The following is a 24,340-nucleotide window of genomic DNA, read 5'->3' as shown; positions in this document are numbered from 1 at the left end:
GAGCGCCTCCCCGCCATGCTCAAGAACTTCTGGTACGCGGTCGAGTTCGCCGACCGCGTCGGGCGCGAGCCCGTCAAGGTGGTCTGTCTGGGGCAGAGCCTGGTGCTGTACCGCACCCAGGACGGCACCCCCGTCGCCCTGTCCGACCTGTGCGCCCACCGCGGCGCCGCCCTCTCGATGGGCAGCCTCTCCGGCGACTGCGTCGTCTGCCCCTACCACGGCTGGCGCTTCGACCCCGAGGGCGCCTGCACCACCATCCCCGCCAACCTCCCCGGACGCGGCATCCCGAAGAAGGCCCGCGTCGACTCCTACCCGGTGCGCGAACGCTACGGCTTCGTCTGGGTCTTCCTCGGCGACCTGCCCGAGCAGGAGCGCCCGCCGATCCCCGTCTGGCCCGAGTTCGACGAGCTGGTCGCCGACGGCGGCCGGTTCCGCACGGTCACCGGCGAGTACCTGTGGCACTCCAACTACGAGCGCATCCTGGAGAACGGCTGCGACATCGCCCACACCCCCTTCGTGCACGCGGGCGCCTTCGGCAACCCCGACCGCCCCGAGGTCGAGGAGTACACCCTCGACCAGCCCGACGAGTGGTCGGCGTTCGCCACCGTCGCCCTGCACCCGCCGGCCGCCAGGGGCCTGTGGGCCCGGCTCTACGCCGACCGCGTCTCCCAGGGCAAGGAGCGGCCCCCCGTGGTCACCACGGCGGGCTGGATGCTCCCCAACTTGATCAAGCTGCATGTGCGGCTGCCCTTCGGCAACATGATCATCTACGACACGAACATCCCCCTCGACGAGACCACCACCCTGGTCAAATGGGTCGCCCTGCGCGACTTCTTCACCGGCTCCTGGGCCGACGCCAACGCCCGCAAGCGCGTGCACCGCATCTTCGGCCAGGACGCCCCCGTGGTCGACGGGACCCGCCCCGAACTCCTCCCCGCCGACCTGGGCGCCGAACTCCACCTGCGCTCCGACCTGATCTCCGTGGCCTACCGGCGCAAACGGCAGGAACTCGCCGCCAAGGGCTGGACGGTGGGCCCCGCCGACCGCATCACCGGCGACGTGCCCGAACGCACCTCGACCGTGATCCCCTCACCGGGCCGCCGTGCCCTGCCCGAGTTCGCGCGCGCCTGGGAGCAGAAGGCGCACGGCTTCCACCCGACCGTCGAGGGCGCCGAACACAGCGCCGGGCAACCGGAGAGCGAGTGACCGACATGACCGACACCCCCGCCCCGCCCAGCCCTTCCGCCGCCCTGTCCGACGCCGTACTGGACCGCCTGCTCGCCGCCACCGGCGTGCACGAGGTCCCCACCTCCTGGGCCGAGTTGACCGGCGCCGCCTTCCCCGGCCCGGTCGGCTCCGTACGCTGCTTCCACGGCGACGGACCCGTCGCCTCCGTCGTCCGGATCTCCCTGGTCGTACCCCCCGTCGGCCTCGACAGCCACATGGTGTTCGCCTTCGGCGCCGCCGACGGCCCGCTGCCGCACTTCACCCTGGACGCCGTCCGCACCGGCGACGCCTACGCCTTCCACCTCGACCTGGTGCAGCGCACCGACCTCGCCCCGCACCCCGCCTACACCGACCGGGTCTACGGGCCGCTCACCGAGCACCACGCCCGCGCCCAGGCGCTGCCCGGGCTCAGCCCCGCGCACATCAGCCCGCGCCAGCGCTCCCTGATGTCGCCGTGGATGCTCGTCCACCGGGCCGACGAGGCCGCGCTCACCGCGATCGGCCCCGTTGCCACGGCCTACCTCGACCACTGGCTGGCCCTCGCCGCCGACTTCCCCGCCGAGGCGGCCGAGGAGGTCAAGGCCACCGACCTCGCCGACCGCGACCGCCGGGTGCGCGCCCTGCTGTTCAGCCGCGAGATCGACCCCGTGTGGGACCGGGTGGACCGGCTCCTCGGCGCGCGGACCACCGACGCGCTGCGCGCCCTGCTCATCACCGGCCGCCCCGTCCCCCCGGAGGACGCCGCATGAGCGACACCCCCGCACCCGCCCCCGCCGAGGGCCCCAGCGACTGGCAGCGGCGCATCACCGGCGAGTGGCACGGCCGCCCCTCCCTGTTCGACGCCGCCGGCACCTGGCAGGGCTTCGAGGACATCCGCCGGTCCTCCGAGTACGCCGACGGCGCCACCGTCTACCGCATGGACGGCGGACTGGAGGGCGGCGGCCCGCTGGCCGGCCGGTTCCGGCTGGCCGCCCCGTTCGCCTTCGGCGTCACCGACGGCGACGACAGCCGCCTCTACCGCGGCCCCGACTTCCACGGCAGCGGCCAGCCCTACGGCTCCTTCGTGGACGCCCGCTACTACGGCCCCGGCTGGCAGGTCGGCCTCAACACCTGGAACCATGTCCTGCCCGACGGCGACACCCAGGTCTACTCCTCGATGCTCTACCAGGGCTGGACCGTGGTCGGCTGCTTCAACGGCGTCTACCGGCGCACCACCGACCACGACACCGACCCCGCCACCCGGGAGGAGATCGCCGCCCACCTGGCCGCGGAGACCCGCTGCGGGCCCGTCCCGTGGATCCTGCCCACCAAGGAGGCGGGCGCCTTCACGGGAGAGTGCGAGGCGTGGGGCGCCGACCAGAAGCCGCTCGGCACGGTCCGCGTCGAGGACCGCCTCACCCCGCTGGACCTGCTGCGCACCGAGCACCGCGTCCGGTGGAGCGGCGGCGGCCTGGACCGGGACACCACCGTGGTGCGCCGCCGCGACGGCACCCGCGAGTTCTGGGAGGGCCCCGGCGCCTGGGGCAGCGCGCAGGCGTTCGGCCGCGCGAACTACCCGGTGTGGCACTTCGCCGGCGACGACGTCCGGGTCGTGGGGCGCGAGTTCGCCATCGACGCGACACCCGGGATGGGCGCGGGCGGCCGCCTCGCCGTCACCTACGAGCTGTTCGCCGGACAGATCCTGTCCGCCGTCCTCCACGGCGTCCTCGACTGGACCGCGGCATGACCGCCCCGGGCCCCGCCGGCCCCGTCCGGGCCGCTCAGGGTGGCCCCGGCCCCGTCGTGGTCGTCACCGGAGGCACCCGTGGCATCGGACACGGCCTGGCCCGCGCCTTCCTCGACCGCGGCTGCCGGGTCGCCCTGTGCGGCCGTGCCCCGGAGACGGTCGAGGCGGCGCTGGCCGCGCTCGACGCGCCCCCCGGCCGGCTGCTCGGCCTCCCGGCCGACGTCACCGACCGCGACCGGCTCGCCGCACTCTGGGACGCGGCACTCGACGCCTTCGGCACCGTCGACGTGTGGATCAACAACGCCGGCGCGGCGACCGCCCGCCGCCCCCTGTGGGAGCTGTCCGCCGCCGAGACCCGCGCGGTCACCGAGGCCAACCTGCTGGGCGTCGCGCACGGCTCGGCCGTCGCCACGGCCGGCTTCCTCGCCCTGGGACGCGGCAGCGTCTGGAACATGGAGGGCTTCGGCTCCGACGGCCGCCTGCTGCCCGGTCTCGGCGCCTACGGCGCCACCAAACGCGCCGTCGCCTACCTGACGCAGGCGCTCGCGACCGACCTCCGCCACCGGGCCCGGCGGCGACCGCACGACGTCCGCGCCATGGCGCTGTCGCCCGGCATGGTGGTCACCGACGTCCTCACCCACGGCTACACGCCCGAGGAGTACGCGCGCGTCCGCAAGGTCCTCGACATCCTCGCGGACCGGGTCGAGACCGTGACGCCCTGGCTCGCCGACCAGGTCCTGTCGGGCCGCACCCGCAACGGCGGCCGCGTCGCCTGGCTCACCCGCCGCAAGGCCGCCGCCCGCTTCGCCACGGCCGCCTTCCGGCACCGCCACGTCATGCCCGACCCGCCCCCCGCGGACGGCCCCGGCGCAGGCACCGGCGACCCGGCCCGCCCCCGCCGCGCCGAGGAGACGGACCGATGAGCCACCCCGCCGACTACCCGCTCTCCCTCGCCGTCGAGGACTTCGTGCCCGTCGCCCTGACCGCGACCGCCGCGGTCCGCCTGATCCGCCCGGCCGCGGCCACCGGACGGCGCGGCCGCCTGACGGCCGCCGGCGGCGCGCTGCTCATCGCGGCGGGCGGCCTGTCCAAGGCGGTGTGGAAGCTGGTCGTGGCCCTCGACGGCCCCGACCTCCAACCCCTCAACAAGGCCCTGTTCCCCCTGCTGTCGGCGGGCTTCCTGCTGCTGGCCCTCGCCCTGCTGCGGCTGCCGCCGCCCGCCTCGCAGCCCCCCGCACCCGCCCCCGCGGCGATCCGCCGGCTGGAGTGGACGTTCGCCGTGCTCTGGCCGGCCACCGCCGCCGTCTGCCTGGCCCTGCGCTCCACGGCCCCCGCCCTCGTGCTGACCGTCGCCGCCGTCACCGTCTGCGCCGTACGGCTGATCCTCCTGGCCCGCGGGGCCGGTGACATCTGGGCCGCCGGGGCGGCCGGCATCTGGCTCCTGGGCATGTACGTCCTCGGACCGCTCGCCGCCCGGCCCGACCAGAGTGTCGCCCTCCAGTGGGTGGAGCAGTCCTGCAACACCCTCACCCAGGCCGCCGTGGTGGTCGCCGCCTGGCGGCTCGCCGCCGCCCTGCCCGGCCCGGCCGCCGCACCCGCCGCCACCGCTTCTCCGCCCCCGCCCGGCCCGCCCGGGCCGGCCGCCCCCGCCGACGACGACCGGACGGTGACCCCATGACCGACGCCCTGGGCTGGCGCCGCAAGTTCGGCGTGATCGCGCCGAGCACCAACACCATCGTGGAACCCGACTTCTACGGCATGACCGTCCCGGGCGTGACCGCCCACTTCTCCCGCATCCACATCCGCGACCAGAACATGGCGGGCGACGCGGGGATGAACCGGCTGCTGGAGCAGATCCGCGACGAGATCGGCGCCGCCTGCGAACGCGTCCTCACCTGCGAACCCGACTACATGGTGATGGGCATGTCCGCCGAGACCTTCTGGGGCGGCATCGAGGGCAACCGCGCTTTCGTGCGGCAGATCCACGACCTCACCGGTCTTGAGGTCGCCACCGGAGCCGAGGCATGCGAGCGCGCCCTGCACCTCTTCGGGGCCCGGCGCATCGGCATCGTGACGCCGTACCAGCCCGTCGGCGACGCCAACGTACGGCGCTTCTTCACCGAGATCGGCTTCGAGGTGGCCGGCATCACCGGCCTGCGCTGCCCCACCGCCGTGTCCATCGCGCACGTCACCGAGGCCGAACTGGACCGGGCGCTCACCGGCCTCGCGGCCCTGCCCGACGTCGACGCCCTCGTGCAGTGCGGCACCAACCTGTCGATGGTCCGCCTCGCCGACCGCGCCGAACACCGGCTCGGCCTGCCCGTCATCGCCATCAACGCGGCCACCTGGTGGATGGCACTGCGGGACAACGGCATCGACGACAAGGTCGAGGGGGCGGGCACCCTGCTGCGCGAACACTGACCCCGCCCTGGCCGCGCGCGACGCGGCTCACCACTTGATGGCGTTCACCGCACTGTTGTGGGCGTCCGCGGACCGGACGGTGAACTGGACGCCGGTGACGCGGTCGTAGAAGGTCTGGCCGGGCTGCCAGGTGGCCATGTCCAGTGTGCCGCAGCCTGCCGGCGGCACCGCGGCGTTCGGGTTGGGCACCACCCGGATCGGTCCCTGGCCGTTCGCCAGTGAGGTGTCGACCCTGTAGATGACCACGCCGGAGGAGCAGGCGGCGGAGTCGTTGTAGGCATGCCTGCGCGCCTCGGCGACATAGGCGGTGGTGGGGCTGGTCCGGACCACCAGCAACTTGGTGCCGCCGGTGTACTCCACACCGTTCAAGGTGGCGGTGTTCTGGGTTCTGGGCTGCCACACGCACACGACCTGGTCGTCCCCGGTCCAGCCGAACTTCCATGAGGTCCAGCCGAAGTACTGCGGTCCCCGGCCGGCCAGGTGGCCCATGAGGTCCCAGCCGCCGGTGAACCGGTAGGCATCGCCGCTGAAGGCGTACAGATCGGGCGCTCCGAAGGCGTGCGCGGTCTCGTGGGCGGCCACCTTGTGACCCCAGTGCCACATGTCCGTGCCGAACGTCACCGCCCAGCGGATCGTCGTGCCGTTGACGACGATCGGAGCGGTGGGGGTCCAGAACCATGCGGTGGAACGGGAGACCTGGGAGTGGGCGGTCGAGACGATGTAGAACATGTCGTACCCGGACAGGTCGGCACCGGCGTCGGCCGCGGCCCGCAGCGCGTCGGTCACGTACCGGGAGTGCTGCTGGTAGGTGGGGACGGGGAATCCGTAGGCGCTGGAGGCGGACGGCATCCGCACCCACCGGTTCAACGCCGTTCGCATGCTCAGCCAGGTCTTACCGTACGAGGCGTCCCACACCCAGTCGGCGGCCGGGGACAGGAGGTTGTAGTAGTCCGCGACATCGCCCGCGCCGGCCGTGTCGGGGAAGTCCACGTACACCACGCCGATGTTCTTGGTGCCCAGGGGATTCAGATACCGGGTGTAGTCGGTGTTCTGGCCCTCGTCGAGCGTGGTCCCCTGTCCCCGCAGCGCACACGGCGAGGTGCTCCCGTTGACACCATGGGCGCGCTCGGCGGGAACGGCGGCCAGAACGAGCAGAGTCATGAGGACGCTGAGGACGGACAAGGGGAGCGGGCGCCGCATGCGGCGGACCGAGAAGCACATGGCGTACCTGTTCTGAAGTGGGGGATGCCGGGCGCGGGCCGGCCGCGATCTCCGGCAGGTGGTACGGCGGTTGAGCTCCAGCCTGCCCAAGGTGACCGCGCCGCGCCCTGACGAGAGACGAAGCTCGCCCGTACGGAGGGCCGGTAGCGAGTATGTGCGACTATGTCGCGATTGTGCCCCCACCGCAGTCGCGCCCGGAGCCGGGTCCGGGGCGCCGGCCGGGGCCACGGAGCGGCGGGGCTCCGGCCAGACGTAGCCGAAGCCTGACGTGGAGCGTGGGCCGCAGCCCGGTGCTGATGGGACATCACCACTGCCGTGCCCACCGTGACGAAGGCGGTCAGGCAGCCGACGGCGCCCTCGCGCCTGCGGACCGCGTCGACACTCCCACCTCGGACGGGAAACGCGTCGCGCGGCCCCCACCCTCCATGTCACGGGAGAAACTCTTGGTCGCCCGGGCGGCTTCGTCATTGCCGGTGGAATGTCGGTGGGGCGGGCTGGCAGGGTTGGGGTCGTGCGAGAGACCAAGGATCAGACGGCCCAGGTGACGGTCGGGGAGCTTGTCCGGCAACGCTGGGGGACCGTCCTCGACGAGACGGACGTCCTGGCCCGCTTCCGGGAACCGGGCTGGTCCTACCAGGAACAGGTGCTCCGCCCGTGCCCCGCCTGCGAGACACCGCTGCACTCGCTGCGCCGCCCGTACGAGTCGGCGGGGCGTCAGTACCGCTATGTCGCCGTGGTCTGTCCGGCCTGCCCGCACGCGTACACCCTCGCCGACCTGGGCGTGAAGACGTACGACAAGCTGACAGCCCTACCCGGGGCCCGCACCGCCGCGAGCCCTCCGGCGACGCCCCCGCCACCGAGGCGCGCCCCCTCCACCCCGGCCGTACCCCCGGGGCCGGCGGCGGGCCTTCTCCTGGGCCCCTGCCCGTCCGGCCCCGGTGTGACCGTGACCGCGACCGGACCCGTCCCGCCCGGCACACCCCCCACCGGTCGGCCCGCGCCCGTCTGGCCGCCGGATCTCCCCCTGCCCGCGGAGACCGAGAAGCGTGCCCTGTTGTGGTGCAAGGTGACCGACCCCGGATGGCGGCCGTCCGAGCAAGCCCTGGCCGCGGCCGAGGACATCCGCGTCATCACCCCCGTGGAACCGGACTTCGACGCGCTGCGCGCCTTCCTCACCGACCACGGTGGCCAGGTCCGCCGCGCCGGGCACTGGGTGGAGGCCGAGCAGATCAGCACGGTCGGCGACCTGGGCAGTCCCACCGACCTGACCGTCCGCCCCCTCGCGGGCGAGGGCGCGCCGGCGGCGGGCCCGGCCGCCCATGCCGCCCGGGACGCCTTCGCCGCGCAGTGGGACGCCCTGGCCGACCTGCCGTCGAACGAGGCGGCCCCCTACGTGCCCGTTGCCGACCTGGTCCCCGCGGACTGGCCGCGACTGCTGCCGCACCCCACCTTCAACCCCGTCCAGGCCGCCGCCGTCCCCGCCCTGCTGGAGGACGACCGGCACACCGTCGTCGTCGCTCCCACCGGCGCCGGCAAGACCGCCATCGGCATGGTCGCGGCCCTCCGAACCCATGCCCGCGGCCGCAAAGCGGCCTGGCTGGTACCCCAGCGCTCCCTGACCGACGAACTCGACCGCGATCTGGAGACCTGGCGCCGCGCCGGCCGCACCGTCGTCCGCCTGACCGGCGAGTACGCCGTCGACGCCGAACTCATCCGCACCGCGGACCTGTGGGTGGCGACCACCGAGAAGTTCGAGGCGATCAGCCGCACCGGCTCCCTGCGGGCCGCGCTGGCCGGGGTGGGCTGCCTGATCGTCGACGAGATCCACCTGCTGGGCGACCCCACGCGCGGCCCCGTCCTCGAAGCACTCCTCGCCCGGGTCCGGGAGGACAGCACCCAGGTCCGGATCGTCGGTCTGTCCGCCACGGTCGCCAACGCCGATCAGGTCGCCGACTGGCTCGGCGCCCGCCTCGTCCGCTCGCCCTGGCGCCCCACCCGCCTGACCTGGCAACTGCCCGTACTGCCCGACGCGGCCGACGACCCGGACTGGAACACCCGCGCCCGGACCCGCACCGCGCACGCCGTACGTCTCGCGCGGGCCTTCGCCGAGACCGACGGCAGCGTGCTGGTCTTCTGCGGCAGCAAACGCGGTGTGCGTGCCACCGCCCTCGCCCTGGCCGCCGACCGCGGCGTGCCGACCAAGGGCGCCGACGCCGACGACAGCGAACTCGTCGAGCGCCTGTGCACCCGCGCCGGCGTACGCCTCCACTACCGCGACTGGCCCTACAAACGCGAGGCCGAACAAGCCTTCCGCGCCCGTGAGGCCGACATCCTGGTCGCCACCTCCACCGTCGCGGCCGGTGTCAACCTCCCCGCCCGGGCCGTCGTCGTCCGCGACACCCAGGTCGGCATGGACCGCATCGAGGTCTCCATGGTCCAGCAGATGTTCGGCCGGGCCGGCCGTGTCGGGGCTGGTGAACGCGAGGGCTTCGCCTACCTGCTGACCGGGCCCGCCCAACGAGCCGAATGGCAGGCCCGCCTCGCCGCCGGATACACCGTCACCTCACGCATCCGGGACCACCTGCCCGACCACGTCCTCGCCGAGGCCGTCCAGGGGCGGCTGGCCGACCTGGACCAGGCCGAGACGTGGTGGACCAAGACCTTCGCCCACCACCAGGGACACCACCACCTCGACCCCCTCCACGACGCCCTCGACTTCCTCCACGACGCCGGATACCTCCGCCGCACCCCCGACGCCGGCGGCGACGACCGGCTGACCATCACCGAGGCCGGCAAACTCACCAGCCGCTTCATGGTCGAAGCCGACACCGCCACCACCCTCACCGACGCCTTGCGGACGCTCCCCGCCCCCGGCGACCCCGATGGCGCCGAGAACACCCTCATCACCCTGCTCAGCACCCGCCTGCCCGTCCTCGAACAGGCCCCGTTCACCGAACGCGCCAAAGCCGCCCTCCGCCAGGTCCTGCGCACCGATGGACACACCGACGGACACACCGACGCGCCCGACGCCCCGCTCACCCCGGAGGACGAGGAGGACAAGCCCGCGGCCGGCGATCTCGCCCGTGCCGTCCTGCTCCTGGTGGCCAACAGCCCCAAAGCCTTCCGCACCCGCGGCAGCTACGTCCTGGGCATCCCCGTCGACTCCATGGCCCAGATCCTCGACGAAGCCCGCCGCTACCTCGCCTGGCTCGCCGCCCAGGGCCACCTCGGCACCGTCCACCCCTGGGTGGCCGTCGTCGCCGCCGACCTCGCCCAGCGCATCCGCTGGCGCACCCTGGGCCCCCGCCGCGGATCCGGCCGCCTGCTGTGGATGTGCGAACGCATGGCCACCCCGGCCCACGCCCGGCACCTCGTCCCCACCATGTGGCGCGCCGCCCGGCACCGCGGCATCGACGCCCCCGACTGGCCCGGCAGCACACCCCCCGGCACGTGCCGTCTTTCTCCCGACGACTACCGCGCGCTGCTAGCCACCCGCACCACCGGCATCGAACTCGACGATCGCCCCGACGGCATCCGCGTCCGCGCGCCCCGCGGCACCACGGTCCACCTGTGGACCGACACGGCGGTGGTCCGCCTCACCGGCGACGGCACTGTCGCCGACCTTCCGTACCCCCTTCCCGGCTCCGGCCCGCACACCCGCGGACACCACCGCGGGGGAGCGGTGTTCACCCGGGGCGACCACCTCGGTATCGGCTGGCTGTCCGCCTACAACGCCATCGGGGCGGGCGGGTGACGTGACGTGCCTACGCCTCACGGTCCTGTTCGCCGCCGTCGCCGGTCTGCGGCTGCCGCGGTGAGCGGCTCGCGTGACGCGTGGGCACCGGGCCCGCCGCCCAGGAACCGGCATCCGTCTCGTCCACGGCGAGTACGTCCTCGCCGTAGAGATGCTGAAGCCAGTTGGACTGGTAGATGGTGTCGAGGTAGCGCTCGCCGAGGTCCGGGGCGATGGCCACCGCTGTGAGGTCCTGCGCGTCGTGGTCGGCCAGCCACCGCATCGCGCCGCTGACGACCGTCCCGGTGGAGCCGCCGAACAGGAATCCGTTCCTGGCCAGACGATGGCAGGCGCGGATGGTGTCCGTCTCCTCGACGTGCACCACCTCGTCCACGTAGGACTCGTCGAGCAGCGGCGGACGCATGCTCATACCGAGGCCGGGGATCATACGGCGGCCCGGCGCACCACCGAAGATCACCGAGCCGGCGGCGTCCACCGCGACGATCCGCACCGGACGGCGCCACTCGCGGAAGTAGCGCGCGCAGCCCATCAGGGTCCCGGTGGTGCCGACGCCGACGAACAGGACGTCCAGGCGCGGGAAGGACTGCGCGATCTCCGGCGCCGTCCTGTGGTAGTGGGCCTTCCAGTTGCTCGGGTTGGTGTACTGGCTGAGCCATACGTACCGGTCGTCGGAATCGCTCAGTGCCTGGACGTAGTCGATCCGCGCGCCCAGGAAGCCGCCGTTGGCGTCCAGGTCGGTGATGGTGTGCACCCGGCTGCCCAAGGCCTCCATCAGGAGTCTGGTCGACAGGTTGCACCGGGAGTCCGTCACGCACAGGAACTGGTAGCCCTTGCTCGCGGCGATCATGCTCAGGGCCACGCCGAGGTTGCCGGACGAGGACTCGACCAGGATCGACTCCGGTTTGATGACTCCCTCCCGCTCGGCGGTCTCGACCATCTCGGCCGCGGCCTTCAGCTTGATCGAGCCGGCGAAGTTGAAGCCCTCGCACTTCAGGAACAGGGAGCGCCCGAAGATGGACTGGAGATCGACATAGAGTTGTGGTTCGTTGAAGGCATGGGGAGTCGATATGACGGGCACGACGGCCTCCTCCTCAGCTGCAGCAGGACTTGCGGAACGTCCCTCCGGTCGTGGGGGGAGTCATGCCTCCGGTTCCTCGTCGTGTACGGCGCCGGGCCGGCGGACGCCGGGGCCGAGGCGCTCCGGGACGGTCATCCGTGCCGCCGCAGTTCGTGGAAGAAGCCGTCGACGACGTGCAGTTCTCCGGAGCGGACCACCTCGTCGTAGACGTACTTGCCGACCGCGAGGTCGAGCACCCCGAGGCCGAAGGGCGAGAACACCACCGGCCGGCCCGCCGGCACCGTCACCCGCCCGGCCATCACGTCGTCCAAGGTGCCCTGGAGGAAGTCCCGGTTGCCCGTGAGCTGTTCGGCCAGATGAGGCGAGGTGTCGGCCTGCAGACAGTGCTCGACGTCGTCGACGATGTTGGTGGAGGCGAGGATGATCTCCGGGGCGAGGTCGCGCAGGGACACGTGCAGCACCAGGGGATCGTGCGAGAACCACGTGGGGTCGCTGACGTGCGGCTCACCGGCGACGGTGGCGAACACCACCAGGTCGCTGCCGCGGATCAGCTCCTCGGCGCCGTCGTGCACCGTGATCCGGCCCGTGGTGCCCGACTGTTCGAGGTAGCGGCGGAACCCCGCCGCGCTGTCGGCGGCCAGGTCGTGCACGCCGATCTCGTCGAACGACCAGCCGCTCCCGGCCAGGAACGTGTGGATGTAGCGGGCGATCAGGCCGGTGCCGAAGAACCCGACGCGGGTGGGCCGGGTCCGCCCCCGGCTGAGCCGGTCGGCGGCCAGGGCGGCCGACGCGGCCGTGCGGGTGGCGCTGATGACGGAACTCTCCAGGCAGGCGAACGGGTAGCCGGTGTCCCGGTCGTTGAGGATCAGCACGGCGGACGCCCTCGGGATCCCGGCCCGTACGTTCTCCGGGAAGCTGGAGATCCACTTCAGTCCGTCCACCCGCACGGGTCCGCCGATCGACGCCGGCAGGGCGATGATCCGGGAGGACGGGCGGTCGGGGAACCGCAGGAAGTACGACGGCGGGTTCACCGAGTCGCCGGCGCCGTGCAGCCGGTAGGTGGCCCCGACCAACTCGACGATCTGCTTCTCGCGCCCCGCCAGCACCTGCTGGACCTGGGCGCCGGAGATCACCGCGAAGGGGGGCACGGGATGCGGCTCGGCCGTCGGGGACGCCGTCACGTCGGCGGGGACGGTGGTCGTCGGGCGGCTGCTGGTCATCGGGCTGTCACCTCGAAGGTCGGCGAGGACACGGACGGTCGTACCGGGTCGGCCATCGCGACGAGCACGTCGCGCGGCCCCTCGTAGGGCTCCCGGCTGTGCGCGGTGCGGATGTTGTCGACGAGCATCAGGTCGCCGGGCTGCCACGGCTCGCGTGCGGTGTTGGCCTCGTACACCTTGTTGAGCAGCTGCACCACGTCCTCGCCGATCGGGTCGCCGCCTCCGAAACGGGTGTTGAAGGGCAGCCCGTCGGCGCCGTAGACGTCGACGAGGTACTCGCGGACCTCGGGGGCCAGCGTCCACTCGTTGAGGAAGGCGATCTGGTTGAACCAGCAGCGCCGGCCGGTGACCGGATGGCGCGTCACGGCGCCGCGGCGCTGCCTCGTGCGCAACGTCCCGTCGGGCCGCCAGTCGTACTCGATCGCGTTGGCGCGGCAGTACCGTTCGACGGCGTTCCGGTCGTCGGTGCCGAACGCCTCGCCGACGGACGATCCGATCTCGTCGTTGTAGCTGCGGGTGAGCAGCCAGCCCTCCCGCTCGAAGCGGTCGGTCAGCTCGGTGGGCAACTGCTCCAGCACGGCCGCCGCGTCGGCCACTCCGGTCGCCCCGCCCGCGTCGGGCGCGGTGAGGCAGGCGAACAGCATCAGGCCGGGGACCTCGAGCGTGTAGCTCAGCTCGTGGTGCATGCACATCGGCTGGTTCGGCGGCCACTGCGCCGAGGAGTACACGCCGTCCGCGTAGACCCGCCGGGGCGCGAAGGCCTCCTTCTCGGCCATCAGCCCGGTGCTCAGCCGCTCGAAGACGGCGCGGGCCCCGGACACGTCGCGCAGCCCGAGGCCGCGGACCAGGACGCAGCCGTGCTCGGCGACGACGGCACGCAGCGCCTCCCGGTGCTCGGCCGCCCACCCCGGCGCGTCGCCGGGGGCGGCGGCCCGCAGTACCGGAGGCCGGCCGGGGGTGAACTCGACGTCGTCCGGCGGCGCCGCCGGTGATGAGGGGGACATCTCGATCTCCTTTCGAGGTGCGTGAAGTGCGGCCGTGTACCGCTCAGGGAGAAGGGAGCAGTGCGGTGGCGCGCAGGACGACCTGTGCCGCCTCGGCCGGCCGGGTGCGCAGGAAGTAGTGGCCGCCCTCGTCGAGTTCGTGCAGGTCGACACGGGTGGCGAGGAGCTCCCAGTCGCGGTGGCGACCCGGGTGGCCGGCGGTGATCGGGTCGTCGGCGGCGACGACCACGGTGAGCGGCGCGGACAGCCTCACCGTCGGGGGAGTGTCGAGGAGGTCGGCGAAGTAGCGGTGGGCCGACACGAAGTCGTGCCGGTAGGCGGCACCGACATGTCCGGCGCGCTCCGCGTCCAGCTCGTGGAGCCGGGTGCAGCCGCCGTCCGTGCTCAGCCCCGCGGCGATCTCGGCGTCGCTCCGCGCGCTCAGCTCGGTGACCGCGTCGCGTGGCCCGGCGGTGTCGCCGAGCGACTGGGCGGCGACGAACACCCGTCGGACGTCCAGCCCGCGCTCCTGAAGCTGCCTGGCGGTCTCCACGGCGAGGGCCGCGCCGGAGGAGTGACCCCACAGCAGGACGTCGGACAGGCCGCGGTCGGTGATCTCGGCGACGACCTGGGCGACGACGTCCGCGATCGGCGCGAAGGGCTCGCTCTCGGCGGCCACGTCATGACCGGGCAGCTCGACGGCGTGGAGCGCGATGCCACTGCCCCGCAGCGCCCTGGCCATCGGCTGGAAGTTCACCGCGTTGCCGCCCGCGTAGGGGAAGCACACCAGGACACCGGTCGGCGTGCCCTCCGGCTCGTACAGGGACTGGAGCAGTCCGGAACGCCGATCGGACCTGCCGTCGACCAGCGCGGCCAGATCGGCGAGGACCGGATGGCGGGTCACGTCCTTGAGCGACACCGCGCGGTCCAGGGTGATCGCCAGCTTCACGGCCGACAGCGACGTGCCGCCCCGGTCGAAGAAGTGGTCCCGCCGACCGATCTGTGCCTGCGGGATGCCGAGCACGTCCGCCCAGGCGGCCGCCAGCCGCCGCTCGGTCGGCGTCCCCGGCGCCCGGTGGTTTTCCTGCAGGTCCTCGACGGCGTCGGGTTCCGCGGCGAGCGCCGCCAGTGCCCTCTTGTCGGTCTTGCCGTTCGCGGTCAGCGGCAGCCGCTCCCGCCAGTGGAACGCCGACGGCACCATGTACGGCGGCAGCGAGGCGCTCAGCCGCTCCCGCAGCTCCTCCACGGGGCGCGGCCGCGGGCCGGTGCAGAAGGCCACCAGGCGCTTGCCCCCGTCGGGCCCCTCGACGACCACCACCGCACCGTCGCGGACACCGGGCAGCCGCAGCAGGGTGTTCTCGATCTCCCCGATCTCGATCCTGAAGCCACGGATCTTGACCTGGGTGTCACGGCGTCCGAGGAACTCCAGCTTGCCCTCGGGCAGCCAGCGGCCGTGGTCGCCGCTGCGGTACAGCCGGGCTCCCTCGCGGTGCGGATCGGGCAGGAAGGCCTGTCCGGTACGGTCCGGGTCGTTGACGTATCCGCGGCCGACGCACACGCCGGAGAAGACGATCTCGCCGGGCGCGCCGAGCGGCACCGGCGCCAGATGCTCGTCGACGACGTAGACGTGCACGTTGTTGACGGGACGGCCGAGCGGCACCCGTTCGCGGTCCGGCACCCGGTCCATGACCTCGTGGTTGGTGTCGTCGGAGGTCTCGGTCAGGCCGTACGCGTTGACCAGCTCGATGCCGGGCTCGGCCGCGAACCAGCGCTGCGTGAGCTCCTTCTTCAACGCCTCACCGGTGACGGACACGCACCGCAGGTCGGGCAGCTCACGCGGGTGCTGCTCCAGGTAGGCCAGGACGACTTCGAGGTACGACGGCACGACCTGGAGCACGGCGACCCGGCCGCGGGCGATCCGGTCGACGAACCTCTGGACGTCCAGGATCACCTCCTGCTCGACCAGCAGGGTCCGGCCACCGACCAGGAGCGCGGACACCAGCTGCCACAGCGAGATGTCGAAGCACTGGGGCGCGGTCTGGGCGACCACCTGGCCCTCGCCGATCCGCAGGTCGTCGATCTTGGCGTAGAGGTGGTTGAGCATGCCCGCGTGCTCGCACATCGCGCCCTTGGGCTCCCCCGTGGAGCCGGAGGTGAAGTAGACGTAGGCGAGCTGGTCCGCGGTGACGGCGACGCCCAGGTCGTCGTCGGCGTGGCCCTCGTCGTACGCCGTGCCGATGACGAGCTTGCGCACCCCGGGCAGCGAGTCCAGGGCTTGGTCGAGGGAGTCGGTGCCGGTGGGTTCGGTGAGCACCAGCTCGCACCCGGCGCGCGCGAGCATGGCCGCGATGCGGTCGGCCGGGAAGCGCGGCTCGACGGGCAGGTACACGCCTCCGGCCTTGAACACCGCGAGAACGGCGGCCATCCAGTCCAGGTTCCTCCCGGTCACCACCGCGACGACGCCTTCGCGCCGCAGCCCGCGGGCCAGCAGGGCTCGCCCCAGCCGGTTGGCACGTGCGTTGAGTTCCCGGTAGGTCCACTGCCGGTCGCCGTGCACGGCGGCGACGGCGTCCGGACGGTCCCTCACCCGCTGCTCGAACACCTCGTGCATCCGGGCGTCGGGCAGGGTACGGCGCGGTCCGGACAGCCCTTCGAGCTGGAACCGGAGCTCCTCGGCGGACAGCAGGCTCTGCCGCGCGTGCTCGGCTTCCGGATCCGCGGCGATGAGCGCGAGCGCGGTGAGGTGGTATCCGGCGATCCTGGCCGCGCCGTCCGCGTCGAGTACGTCGGTCCGGTACCGCAGTCGCAGCACGGACCGGCCGCCGTGCTCCGAGAAGTCCACCCGGAGGACGGTGTCCGCGTCGAGACCGCCGCCGGCGCCGGCCGGACGGGGACCGCGGGCCGCGTGCGGATCGAGGACGGTCTCGAACGGCGGTTCGGCCAGACCCAGCTCGCGTCCGAGGTCGTCGACCGGGAAGTCCTGACGGGACAGCACCTCCGACGCGACACGATGGGTCTCCACCAGCAGCGCCCGCCAGGACCGCGGTGCGGTCGTCAGCCGGCAGGGCAACGACGGGCCGCCCTGCGCGGGCACGTAGCCGGTCGTGACCTCCCGCTCGCCGGACAGCGCGGCGACGACCTTGGCGTGCGCGGCCAGCAGCACGGAGTCCAGCGGCATCGCGAGGGCCTTCGCCGACCGGCGCACGGCCTCCATGACGTCACCCGGGACCGTGGTCTCGTGCTCGGCGACGCCCGCCCTCGGACGGAGCGTCCACCGCGGGATCGTGGTGGGTCCGCCGGCGGTGAGCACACCGCGCCAGAACTCCCGGTCCGCCTCTGCTCGCGTTGCCATCGATCAGTCCCTCTCCACTCGCCAAGGCCGTCGTGTCGTCGCTGTCGCCGCCGGTCAGGGCAGCCGCACTGCCCTCGTCGCTTCCGGCGGACCGGGGGCGTCCCTCGTCTCCGTGGCGGGGTTTCCGCCCCACCGCGCGTGCCGGGGGACTTCCTCCCCCTTCATCAGGAAGGAGTCGGGCGCGAGCACCGCGCCGTCGCCCATCGTCACGCCGTAGTGGACGTGGGTGCCGACACCGAGGGTGGCTCCGTCGCCGATCGTGCTGCGATCGGACTTGAACGTGCCGTCCTCCTGCGAGTGGCACTGGACCTTGCTCCCCACGTTGAGGGTGCAGCCGTTGCCGATGGTGGTGAGCTGCCGCTCCGTGATGTAGCAGCCGTCGTCGAAGACCCTGCTGCCGAGCCGCACCCCCAGGAGGCGCCAGAGCACGTTCTTGAAAGGGGTGCCGTTGAGAAGCTGGAGGTGCTGGTCAGGCACCTTCCACAGCCGCTCGTGCCACCAGAAGTACGGTTCGTAGATGGAGCACAAGCGCGGTCGCAGCCCGCGGAAAGCCACGATGGCACGCTCCACCAGGGCGAAGTAGAGGGGAGTGAACACCAGGCCGAACACAAGGAACGCCGCGATCGACACATGTCCCCATGAGTCGTACAGTTCGACGTCCGCGAGGGCGATCACCGTGAGCACGAAGAAGTACAGCCACCGTACGAGCAGGAAGAGCACCATCGACCGGATGTTGTAGCGGTTCTTCGCGGCGAGGCTGCGACGCAACGCGTCCCCGGTCCGCAGGTGGTCGAACCGGGAGTCGCGCTCCACCGACCGGGGGATCTCGAAGCACGGTGAGCCGAGCAGACCCACGCCCTCGCGTACCTCGCCGTCGAGCGGAACCATCACCTTCGTCGCGAGGAGGCAGTTGTCGCCCGTCCTGCCCCCGGCCGGATAGGCGATGTTGTTCCCGAGGAAGTTGTGAGGCCCGATCGACGCCCGGGACACCCGGAAAGACGTACTCGAGAAGTCGGCGTTGACGATGGACAGGCCGTCAGCGACCATCGTGCCGCTTCCCACGGAGCACAGATAGGGGGTCTCGTGCTGCACTTCCGTGCCGAAGTTCGACCCGGTCTGCTCCACCCGGGACAGGTCGTACCCGAGGCCGCGCAGATAGTGGACGATGTAGGAGCTGTCACCCAACAGCCATTTGAAGAACTTCACATTGGTGATGCGTGTGATCGCCCGGTGCGTCGAGTAGTGGAATCCGTACAGCGGATACACCCTGTCCGGTTCGATGACCAGATTCATCAGACGTGGAACGGCGAACAGAACGGCGACGCCCACGACGACGAAGCCGAAGAAGAGAACCGAGGAGACGATCAGCGCATCGGCATAGAGCTCCGGCGACACGAGCCCCGCCGCTCCCGGGCCCAGCCGGTCGCTCAGCGCGGGAACCCGGGTCAGCAGCATGTACGGTCCGCCGACGGCCAGCGGCACGGCGAGGAGGAACAGCTGGACCACGGTGGCGAGCGTGAAGCCGGCCCGGCGCAGGGTGCCGCACCGGGCGGGCGGGACCCGCACGTAGTCGACCTCCGCGGGCTGCGCCGGAGATCCGTGCCACCGCTGGCCGTCCGGGACCGCCTGGCCCCGGTGGAGCGAGGACGTGTGACCGAGCTGCGCCCCGTCGCCCAGGGACGTGTCGATGTCGAGCACGGTCTTCTCGCCGATGAACACGTCCCGGCCCAGAGTGACCCGGCCCGTCTGGATGCGGCCGGCGTGCGCCCGGTAGCAGAGGAAGAACGACTCCTTGCGGATCACCGTCCCGGCGCCGATCGTGAGCAGGTCGGTGCAGACCGGAACCGAGCGGGAGAGGATCGTGACCCCTTCGCCGATCCGTGCGCCGAGGGCCCGGAGGTACAGCACGTACAGGGGATTGCCGACGAAGAAGACCATCGGGTTGGCGTGGAGCAGCACCTTGACGGTCCAGAAGCGCAAGTAGGTCAGGCCCCAGACCGGGAATTCGCGCGCGGTCCAGCGGCCGACCAGGATCCACTTGGCCGCGATCGGGAAAGCGCACATGCCGACGAAGGCGGCGCCGCCGAAGGCGACCGACCTCAGGTAGAGCTCGGGCAGACCCGATCCGGCGGACACCCACCCGTAGCCGCGGGCGGTGATCAGCGCGGCGATGAACGAATAAGCCAGAAAAAGCAGGAACTGCAGCGTTCCGCAGAGGGCGTACTGCACCGCGCCGGCCGGAGGAGCCGCCGTGGACGGTGTCGGGACCGGCGGACTCGCGCAGACGTGCGGCGCGGCGGAACCGGTTCCGGCGGTGACGTCCGTAGCGGCGAGCGCCGTCGCCAGACTGCGGACCGTCGGATGCCGGTAGACGTCCTTCATCGACACGGACGGCAGATCCGCGCGCTTCCTGACCCGTGCGCAGAATTGGGCCATCACCAGTGAATTGCCGCCGAGGTCCTCGAAGAAATTGCTTTCGAACGGCACCCGCTCGACGCATATGACGCCGGCGAGAATGTCGGCGAATTCCCTCTCCACGTCTCTCGACGGGCCGCTGTCCGTCGGCAGGGGCCCGCCTGCCGCCGAGACATCCGTGCCGCGCGTGGCGGCCGCGGGTCCATTCGGCATGGTCGTCGTGAGAGACTTGGCGGATTTGTCGACCAATGCAAGCTCCTTGAGGGAATGTTGATCGGCATCGGCTGGTGCGACCGGCGCCCGGTTTCCGCGTACGGAGTGCGGTCCTCCGCGCGGTCACGGCAGCCCGGGCGCTGCGAGGTCACGTGTGCGTGATCTCGCCGAACCGGCTTCAGCATCCGTCGTCCACCGGCGGTGTGCCACTCGACTCGATCGCCATGGCGGGGCGGGAGGGCCCCTCGGGGCCGGTGGGCTCGTTCTCCGGGCGCCTCGCGCGCGATCCGCGGACCGGACGCGGGTTACTGCGCACGGGGGGCGTCGGCCCGGCCGGGAGGGGAACCGACCCGGGTATCACCGACGGATGGCCTCACACCGGGTGTTTGGCGAACGAGCGTGTGCTAATTTTTAGCGAACGATCGTACGCCAAGGGGGCGGGCATGCGGATCAGATGGCTCGGGTGGGCCGGAGTGGAACTCGAAGCGCAGGGCGAGAGCCTGGTCATCGACCTGCTCGGCCGGCCCGAAGGCGTCCTGGAGGGAACCCCCCTCTCGGCCCCCCTGCCGAGGGTCACGCCCCCGCACGCGCAGGGGAGCGTGCTCGCAGGGCTCTGCACACACCTGCACCGAGACCACACGGACGCGGCCGCGCTCGCCCGGGCACTGCGCCCCGGAGGCAAGGTCCTGCACCCCCGGCCCTACGGCGGCGACGACCACGAGAACCTGTGGACGCTCCAGGCCGACGGCGAACTCACCCGGTGGAAGCTGCCCCGTCAAGCGATGGGGCTGTGGGAGACCACCACGATCGGACCGTTCACCGTCGCGGCGGTCCCGGCGGTCGACGCGCTCGGAGACCCCCAGGTGTCCTGGGCGATCGAGGCCGGCGGGAAGCGCGTCATCCACCTGGGCGACAGCATGTTCCACGGCTACTGGTGGCGCGCCGCCCACCGGTTCGGCCCCTTCGACGCCGTGCTGACGCCCGTCAACGGACCGACCGTGTGTTTCCCGCACTGTCAGCCGGCGAGCCCGTACCCGGCGTCGCTCGACGCCGAGCACGCGGCCGTGGCCGCGCGACTGCTGGGAGCGAGGATCGCGGTGCCGATCCACTACGACGGATTCCACATCACCGGCTTCTACGACACCCGGCCCGACGAACTGTCCCGTTTCCTCGACGCGGCCGCCGCCGAGCCGTACGAAGCCCTCGCCCTCGAGCCGGGCGGAGCCGTGAGTATCTGAGTGTCCTCACCCGACCGGGCCCGAGCGGGCGTCACGAGGCCGGCTTGAGGTAGTCGAGAGCGAGGCGGGTGAGTTCCTCGAGGAACTGCTCCCTCGGGATGGGCGGCCGGTCGAGCAGATAGCGCACGGTGAGGTGCTCGACCGTGCGCACCAGCATCCACACCGCCGTGTCCAGGGGGGTGTCCGGGCGCAGTCCCCGGCGCCGTGTCGTCAGATAGGCGAGGACCAGCTCACCGATGCGCTGCTCGAAGGCCCGCAGCGTGCGACCGTCGTCGAGCCGGGGGCCGTCCTCGACCGCCGCACGCAGGAACGGCGGCTCCACGTCGAGCCCGTCGAGCAGCGCGGTGAGCGTGCTGCGGACGACCACGGGCGCGGACTGCTCGAACTGGCCGGACATACGGGCGGTGACGCGGGAGACGAGCGCGTCGCTGTAACGCTCCAGAACCGCCGAGACGATGGCGTCCTTGTGCGGGAAGTACTGGTACAGCGAGCCGGGACTGACACCGGCCGCCGCCGCGATCCGGCTGGTCGACGCCCCCTCGTAGCCGTGCTCGGCCAGGACCCGCCCGCCGGCGTCGAGGATGCGCTCCACCATCGCCCGGGACCGTTCCTGGCGCGGCGTCCTGCGCGGCGAGACGCGAGCGGCCGTGGCGCGCCGCCCGCCGGGACGGGGCGATGACATGGGCGTCAGAACGCGAATTGAACGCGAGTACGAGAAGCCGTCAGCATCGACACATGGTCGCACACGAGACTGCGAAGCGTGAGACCCCCGTCGGGCCGGGTGACGTGACGGCGTCCCCGGCTCCGTATCCGCGACGCTTCCGCGAGACCGAGCGCCTCAACCGTCGCCTCGGCAGGCCGCTGCGGATGCTGCTGCTGCGCCAAGGCCGCGTGGACCCGCGGCTGTTGGCGTCCATCGGCGAGCGGCTGATGGCGCGCGACGAGATCGGAGCGGCGCTGGCGAGCGCCCTGAGGATCTCCGACACGGCGGATCCGGAGAGGGTGTCGATGCGGCAGTTCCGGCGCGCCCTCGCCGACGGGATCGACGCGGTGCCGTCGGCGCCCCGGGCGCTGCGCGACTTCTTCGCCGCCGTCGACGCCGTACCGGCCTGGGTCGACTTCGACCTGGTCAACGAGGGCGGCCGGGTGGCCCGCAGGTTCGGCCGCAACTCCGCCGACGTCATGTTGCAGCTGGCGCTGATCGGCTCCTACCGGTTCGACGGACCGCCGAACCTGCTCGTCGAGACCGGCGGCCTGACCGGTGGATCCGCGCTGCGCCGGATCGCCGAGACCCAGCAGTGGGCGACCGCGGTCACCGGCCATGACGCGATGCGCCGCGGCGGCCAGGGCTTCCGCCTCACGGTGCACGTCCGCCTCATGCACGCCCTGGTCAACCACGCGGCCGAGCGGAACGGACGCTGGGACACCGGCCGGTGGGGACTGCCGGTCAACCAGTCCGACCTGGCCGCCACGCTCGGCCTGTTCAACGCGGTCCAACTGCTCGGAGTCCGGCTCCTCGGGGTCCGTGTCACACGCGCCGAGTCGCGGGCCCTCATGCACCTGTGGAAGTACGTGGGCCACCTGATGGGCGTGGACGACGACTGGCTCTTCGACCACGAACTGCTGCAACACCGCTTCAACTACCACCTGCTGCTCACCCAGAGCTACGGCGGTGCGGCCGGCCCGCCGCTGGCCAACGCCCTCGTGGAGGCCCAGGGCGCCCTGCACTTCACCCGCTTCGCCCGCGTGCGCCGCGCCTATGCCCGGGCACGGCTGCTGAGCATGCTGCGCTACTTCCTCGGCCGCCGGGGCACGCGGGACCTGGGCCTGCCCGACGCCCTGCCCTGGGCCGTGCCGCCCCTGCTGGCCGCCAACCTCCTGCGGTACCACGTCCTCGGCCGCACCGCGGCGGGCCGCGCGTACCTGCTGCGCAGCGGCGACCGGTTCATCCGGAAGAATCTGCGGCGCTACTTCGGCGAGCAGGCTCCGGACGTCGGGGCCCTTCGCACGACGACGGGAACGTGACGACAGGACCTAGCGGCGGGCCAGTTCCGACCGCCGGTACGAGTACCCGAAGTAGATCACGAGGCCCAGCGCGAACCACGCGGCGAAGCGCAGCCAGGTCTGCGGCTGCAAGAACGTGATCAGCCAGATCGAGAAGACGATGCCCACCGCCGGCACGAAGGGCATCCACGGCGTCCGGAACGTCCGCGGCAGCTCCGGCTGCCGGTACCGCAGCACGATCACCGCCGCGCACACCACCACGAACGCCAGCAGGATGCCGATGTTGGTCAGCTCGGCCGCCTCGCCGATCGGCAGGAAGCCGGCGATGGCCGCCGAGGCGAACCCGACGATCCAGGTGACACGGGTCGGGACATGGCGCGTCGGGTGCGTCTTGGCGAACCACTCGGGCAGCAGTCCGTCGCGGGACATCGCGAACCACACCCGGGTCACCCCCAGCATGAACGTGAACATGACCGTCAGGATGCCGATGATGGCACCCACCGCGATCACATCCGCGAGTCCGCTCAGCCCCACCGACTTGAACGCCGTCGAGAACCCGCTCTCCGGGTCGATGTCCGTGTAGTTCTGCATGCCCGTGAGCACCAGGCAGGCGGCCACGTACAGCACCATCGAGATCGCCAGCGAGTAGAGGATCGCCTTCGGCATGTGCCGCTGCGCGTCCTTCGACTCCTCGGCCGCCGTCGACATCGCGTCGTAGCCGAACACGGCGAAGAACACGGTCGCCGCACCGGTGAACGCCCCGCTGATGCCGAAGGGGAAGAACGGCGTGTAGTTGTCGGTGCTGATGTAGAAGACGCCGACCCCGATGACCAGCAGCACGACCAGCACCTTCAGCACGACCACCGTGGTCTCGAAGCGGGCCGCGCTCTTGATGCCGAGGTTCAGCATGTAGGCGATGAACAGGCACAGCAGCGCGGCGAACAGGTCGATGCGGTGACCGCCGCCGGTACCGGGCGCCCCGAGCATCCAATCCGGCAGGTCGGCGCCCATCTCGCCGATGAGGAAGCTGAAGTAGCCGGAGATGCCGATCGCCACCACCGCCACGATGGCCGTGTATTCGAGCAGCAGGTCCCAGCCGATGAACCAGCCCACGATCTCTCCCAGCACCGCGTAGCCGTACGTGTACGCCGAGCCCGCCTTCGGGATGAGCCCCGCGAACTCGGCGTACGACAGCGCGGCCGCGGCGCTGGCGACGCCGGCGATGAGGAAGGAGATGAGCACGGCCGGCCCGGCGGTACCGTTCGCCACGGTGCCCGCGAGGGTGAAGATGCCCGCGCCGATGATGCCGCCCACGCCGATCGCGGTGAGCTGCCACAGCCCGAGCGACCGTTCCAGTTGCGTGCCCTCGACGAGTTCCGTCTCCTCGATGTGCTCAATGGGTTTGCGGCGGAGAATTCCCTCACCCATACGGAGCCTGGCCATGTGCCTCACCTCTTTGTGATCAGCAAAAGGCTGACGGCGGATCAT

Annotated in this window: 17 protein-coding genes; 9 read left to right on the top strand and 8 right to left on the bottom strand. The window is 72.0% G+C overall.

The genetic code is table 11. The features are described from left to right. Positions 1 to 15: 15 nt before the first annotated feature. Genes ACFV9M_RS14700 through ACFV9M_RS14675 form a run of 6 tightly spaced genes read left to right on the top strand, consistent with a single transcriptional unit; the run spans position 16 to position 5,374 of the window. Positions 16 to 1,206 (top strand): Rieske 2Fe-2S domain-containing protein, encoded by a 1,191-nt coding sequence (locus tag ACFV9M_RS14700; RefSeq protein ID WP_385065655.1) that lies wholly within the window; start codon positions 16 to 18, stop codon positions 1,204 to 1,206. A 5-nt stretch (positions 1,207 to 1,211) separates the two neighbouring features. Then, positions 1,212 to 1,976, top strand: coding sequence for a hypothetical protein (locus ACFV9M_RS14695; RefSeq protein ID WP_385065657.1), 765 nt, complete (start codon positions 1,212 to 1,214; stop codon positions 1,974 to 1,976). Continuing rightward, complete coding sequence (locus ACFV9M_RS14690) at positions 1,973 to 2,953, top strand: hypothetical protein (protein WP_385065660.1); 981 nt, start codon at positions 1,973 to 1,975, stop codon at positions 2,951 to 2,953. The genes ACFV9M_RS14695 and ACFV9M_RS14690 overlap by 4 nt, the downstream gene beginning before the upstream one ends. Further along, positions 2,950 to 3,876: an SDR family NAD(P)-dependent oxidoreductase gene (locus tag ACFV9M_RS14685; RefSeq protein WP_385065662.1), complete on the top strand. Its 927-nt coding sequence runs from the start codon at positions 2,950 to 2,952 to the stop codon at positions 3,874 to 3,876. Before ACFV9M_RS14690 ends, ACFV9M_RS14685 begins: the two co-directional genes overlap by 4 nt. Beyond that, positions 3,873 to 4,631, top strand: coding sequence for a hypothetical protein (locus tag ACFV9M_RS14680; RefSeq protein ID WP_385065665.1), 759 nt, complete (start codon positions 3,873 to 3,875; stop codon positions 4,629 to 4,631). Before ACFV9M_RS14685 ends, ACFV9M_RS14680 begins: the two co-directional genes overlap by 4 nt. Beyond that, entirely contained in the window at positions 4,628 to 5,374 is a 747-nt protein-coding gene (locus ACFV9M_RS14675) for an arylmalonate decarboxylase (RefSeq protein WP_385065668.1), read from the top strand. Before ACFV9M_RS14680 ends, ACFV9M_RS14675 begins: the two co-directional genes overlap by 4 nt. A gap of 27 nt (positions 5,375 to 5,401) precedes the next feature. Here the strand turns inward: ACFV9M_RS14675 and ACFV9M_RS14670 are convergent, their stop codons facing one another. After that, positions 5,402 to 6,535, bottom strand: a complete 1,134-nt coding sequence (locus tag ACFV9M_RS14670; protein ID WP_385065670.1) for a peptidase M6 — start codon at positions 6,533 to 6,535, stop codon at positions 5,402 to 5,404. Between the two features lie 571 nt (positions 6,536 to 7,106). On the opposite strand from ACFV9M_RS14670, the gene ACFV9M_RS14665 reads away from it, so the two are divergent. Then, complete coding sequence (locus ACFV9M_RS14665; protein ID WP_385065672.1) at positions 7,107 to 10,349, top strand: DEAD/DEAH box helicase; 3,243 nt, start codon at positions 7,107 to 7,109, stop codon at positions 10,347 to 10,349. Between the two features lie 10 nt (positions 10,350 to 10,359). On the opposite strand, the gene sbnA is transcribed toward ACFV9M_RS14665, so the two are convergent. From sbnA to ACFV9M_RS14640, 5 genes are all read right to left on the bottom strand, one after another. Beyond that, on the bottom strand, positions 10,360 to 11,427 hold the full coding sequence (sbnA, locus tag ACFV9M_RS14660; protein ID WP_385065674.1) for a 2,3-diaminopropionate biosynthesis protein SbnA: 1,068 nt from the start codon (positions 11,425 to 11,427) through the stop codon (positions 10,360 to 10,362). Between the two features lie 131 nt (positions 11,428 to 11,558). Beyond that, positions 11,559 to 12,647, bottom strand: a complete 1,089-nt coding sequence (gene sbnB, locus ACFV9M_RS14655) for a 2,3-diaminopropionate biosynthesis protein SbnB (RefSeq protein WP_385065677.1) — start codon at positions 12,645 to 12,647, stop codon at positions 11,559 to 11,561. Next, entirely contained in the window at positions 12,644 to 13,651 is a 1,008-nt protein-coding gene (locus ACFV9M_RS14650; RefSeq protein WP_385065680.1) for a TauD/TfdA family dioxygenase, read from the bottom strand. The genes sbnB and ACFV9M_RS14650 overlap by 4 nt, the downstream gene beginning before the upstream one ends. Before the next feature lie 43 nt (positions 13,652 to 13,694). Beyond that, a complete protein-coding gene (locus tag ACFV9M_RS14645; RefSeq protein ID WP_385065682.1) occupies positions 13,695 to 16,982 on the bottom strand; it encodes an amino acid adenylation domain-containing protein in 3,288 nt (1,095 codons plus the stop codon). Positions 16,983 to 17,036: 54 nt separating this feature from the next. Beyond that, positions 17,037 to 19,610 (bottom strand): Pls/PosA family non-ribosomal peptide synthetase, encoded by a 2,574-nt coding sequence (locus ACFV9M_RS14640; RefSeq protein WP_385065684.1) that lies wholly within the window; start codon positions 19,608 to 19,610, stop codon positions 17,037 to 17,039. A 443-nt stretch (positions 19,611 to 20,053) separates the two neighbouring features. Here ACFV9M_RS14640 and ACFV9M_RS14635 point away from each other — a divergent pair, with 443 nt between their 5' ends. Continuing rightward, positions 20,054 to 20,848, top strand: coding sequence for an MBL fold metallo-hydrolase (locus ACFV9M_RS14635; RefSeq protein ID WP_385065686.1), 795 nt, complete (start codon positions 20,054 to 20,056; stop codon positions 20,846 to 20,848). Positions 20,849 to 20,879: 31 nt separating this feature from the next. Here the strand turns inward: ACFV9M_RS14635 and ACFV9M_RS14630 are convergent, their stop codons facing one another. Then, entirely contained in the window at positions 20,880 to 21,443 is a 564-nt protein-coding gene (locus ACFV9M_RS14630) for a TetR/AcrR family transcriptional regulator (protein ID WP_385065688.1), read from the bottom strand. Positions 21,444 to 21,583: 140 nt separating this feature from the next. Between ACFV9M_RS14630 and ACFV9M_RS14625 the strand changes: the two genes are divergently transcribed. Next, complete coding sequence (locus ACFV9M_RS14625) at positions 21,584 to 22,873, top strand: oxygenase MpaB family protein (RefSeq protein WP_385065690.1); 1,290 nt, start codon at positions 21,584 to 21,586, stop codon at positions 22,871 to 22,873. A 9-nt stretch (positions 22,874 to 22,882) separates the two neighbouring features. Here ACFV9M_RS14625 and ACFV9M_RS14620 read toward each other — a convergent pair whose 3' ends face one another. After that, positions 22,883 to 24,295 (bottom strand): amino acid permease, encoded by a 1,413-nt coding sequence (locus ACFV9M_RS14620; protein WP_385065692.1) that lies wholly within the window; start codon positions 24,293 to 24,295, stop codon positions 22,883 to 22,885. Positions 24,296 to 24,340: the final 45 nt, after the last annotated feature.

Origin of the sequence: Streptomyces sp. NPDC059895 (assembly GCF_042731035.1) — a bacterium.
Lineage (GTDB): Bacteria > Actinomycetota > Actinomycetes > Streptomycetales > Streptomycetaceae > Streptomyces.
The sequence above is the reverse complement of the archived record's forward strand: the minus strand, read 5'-3'. Positions and strand labels throughout refer to the sequence as shown.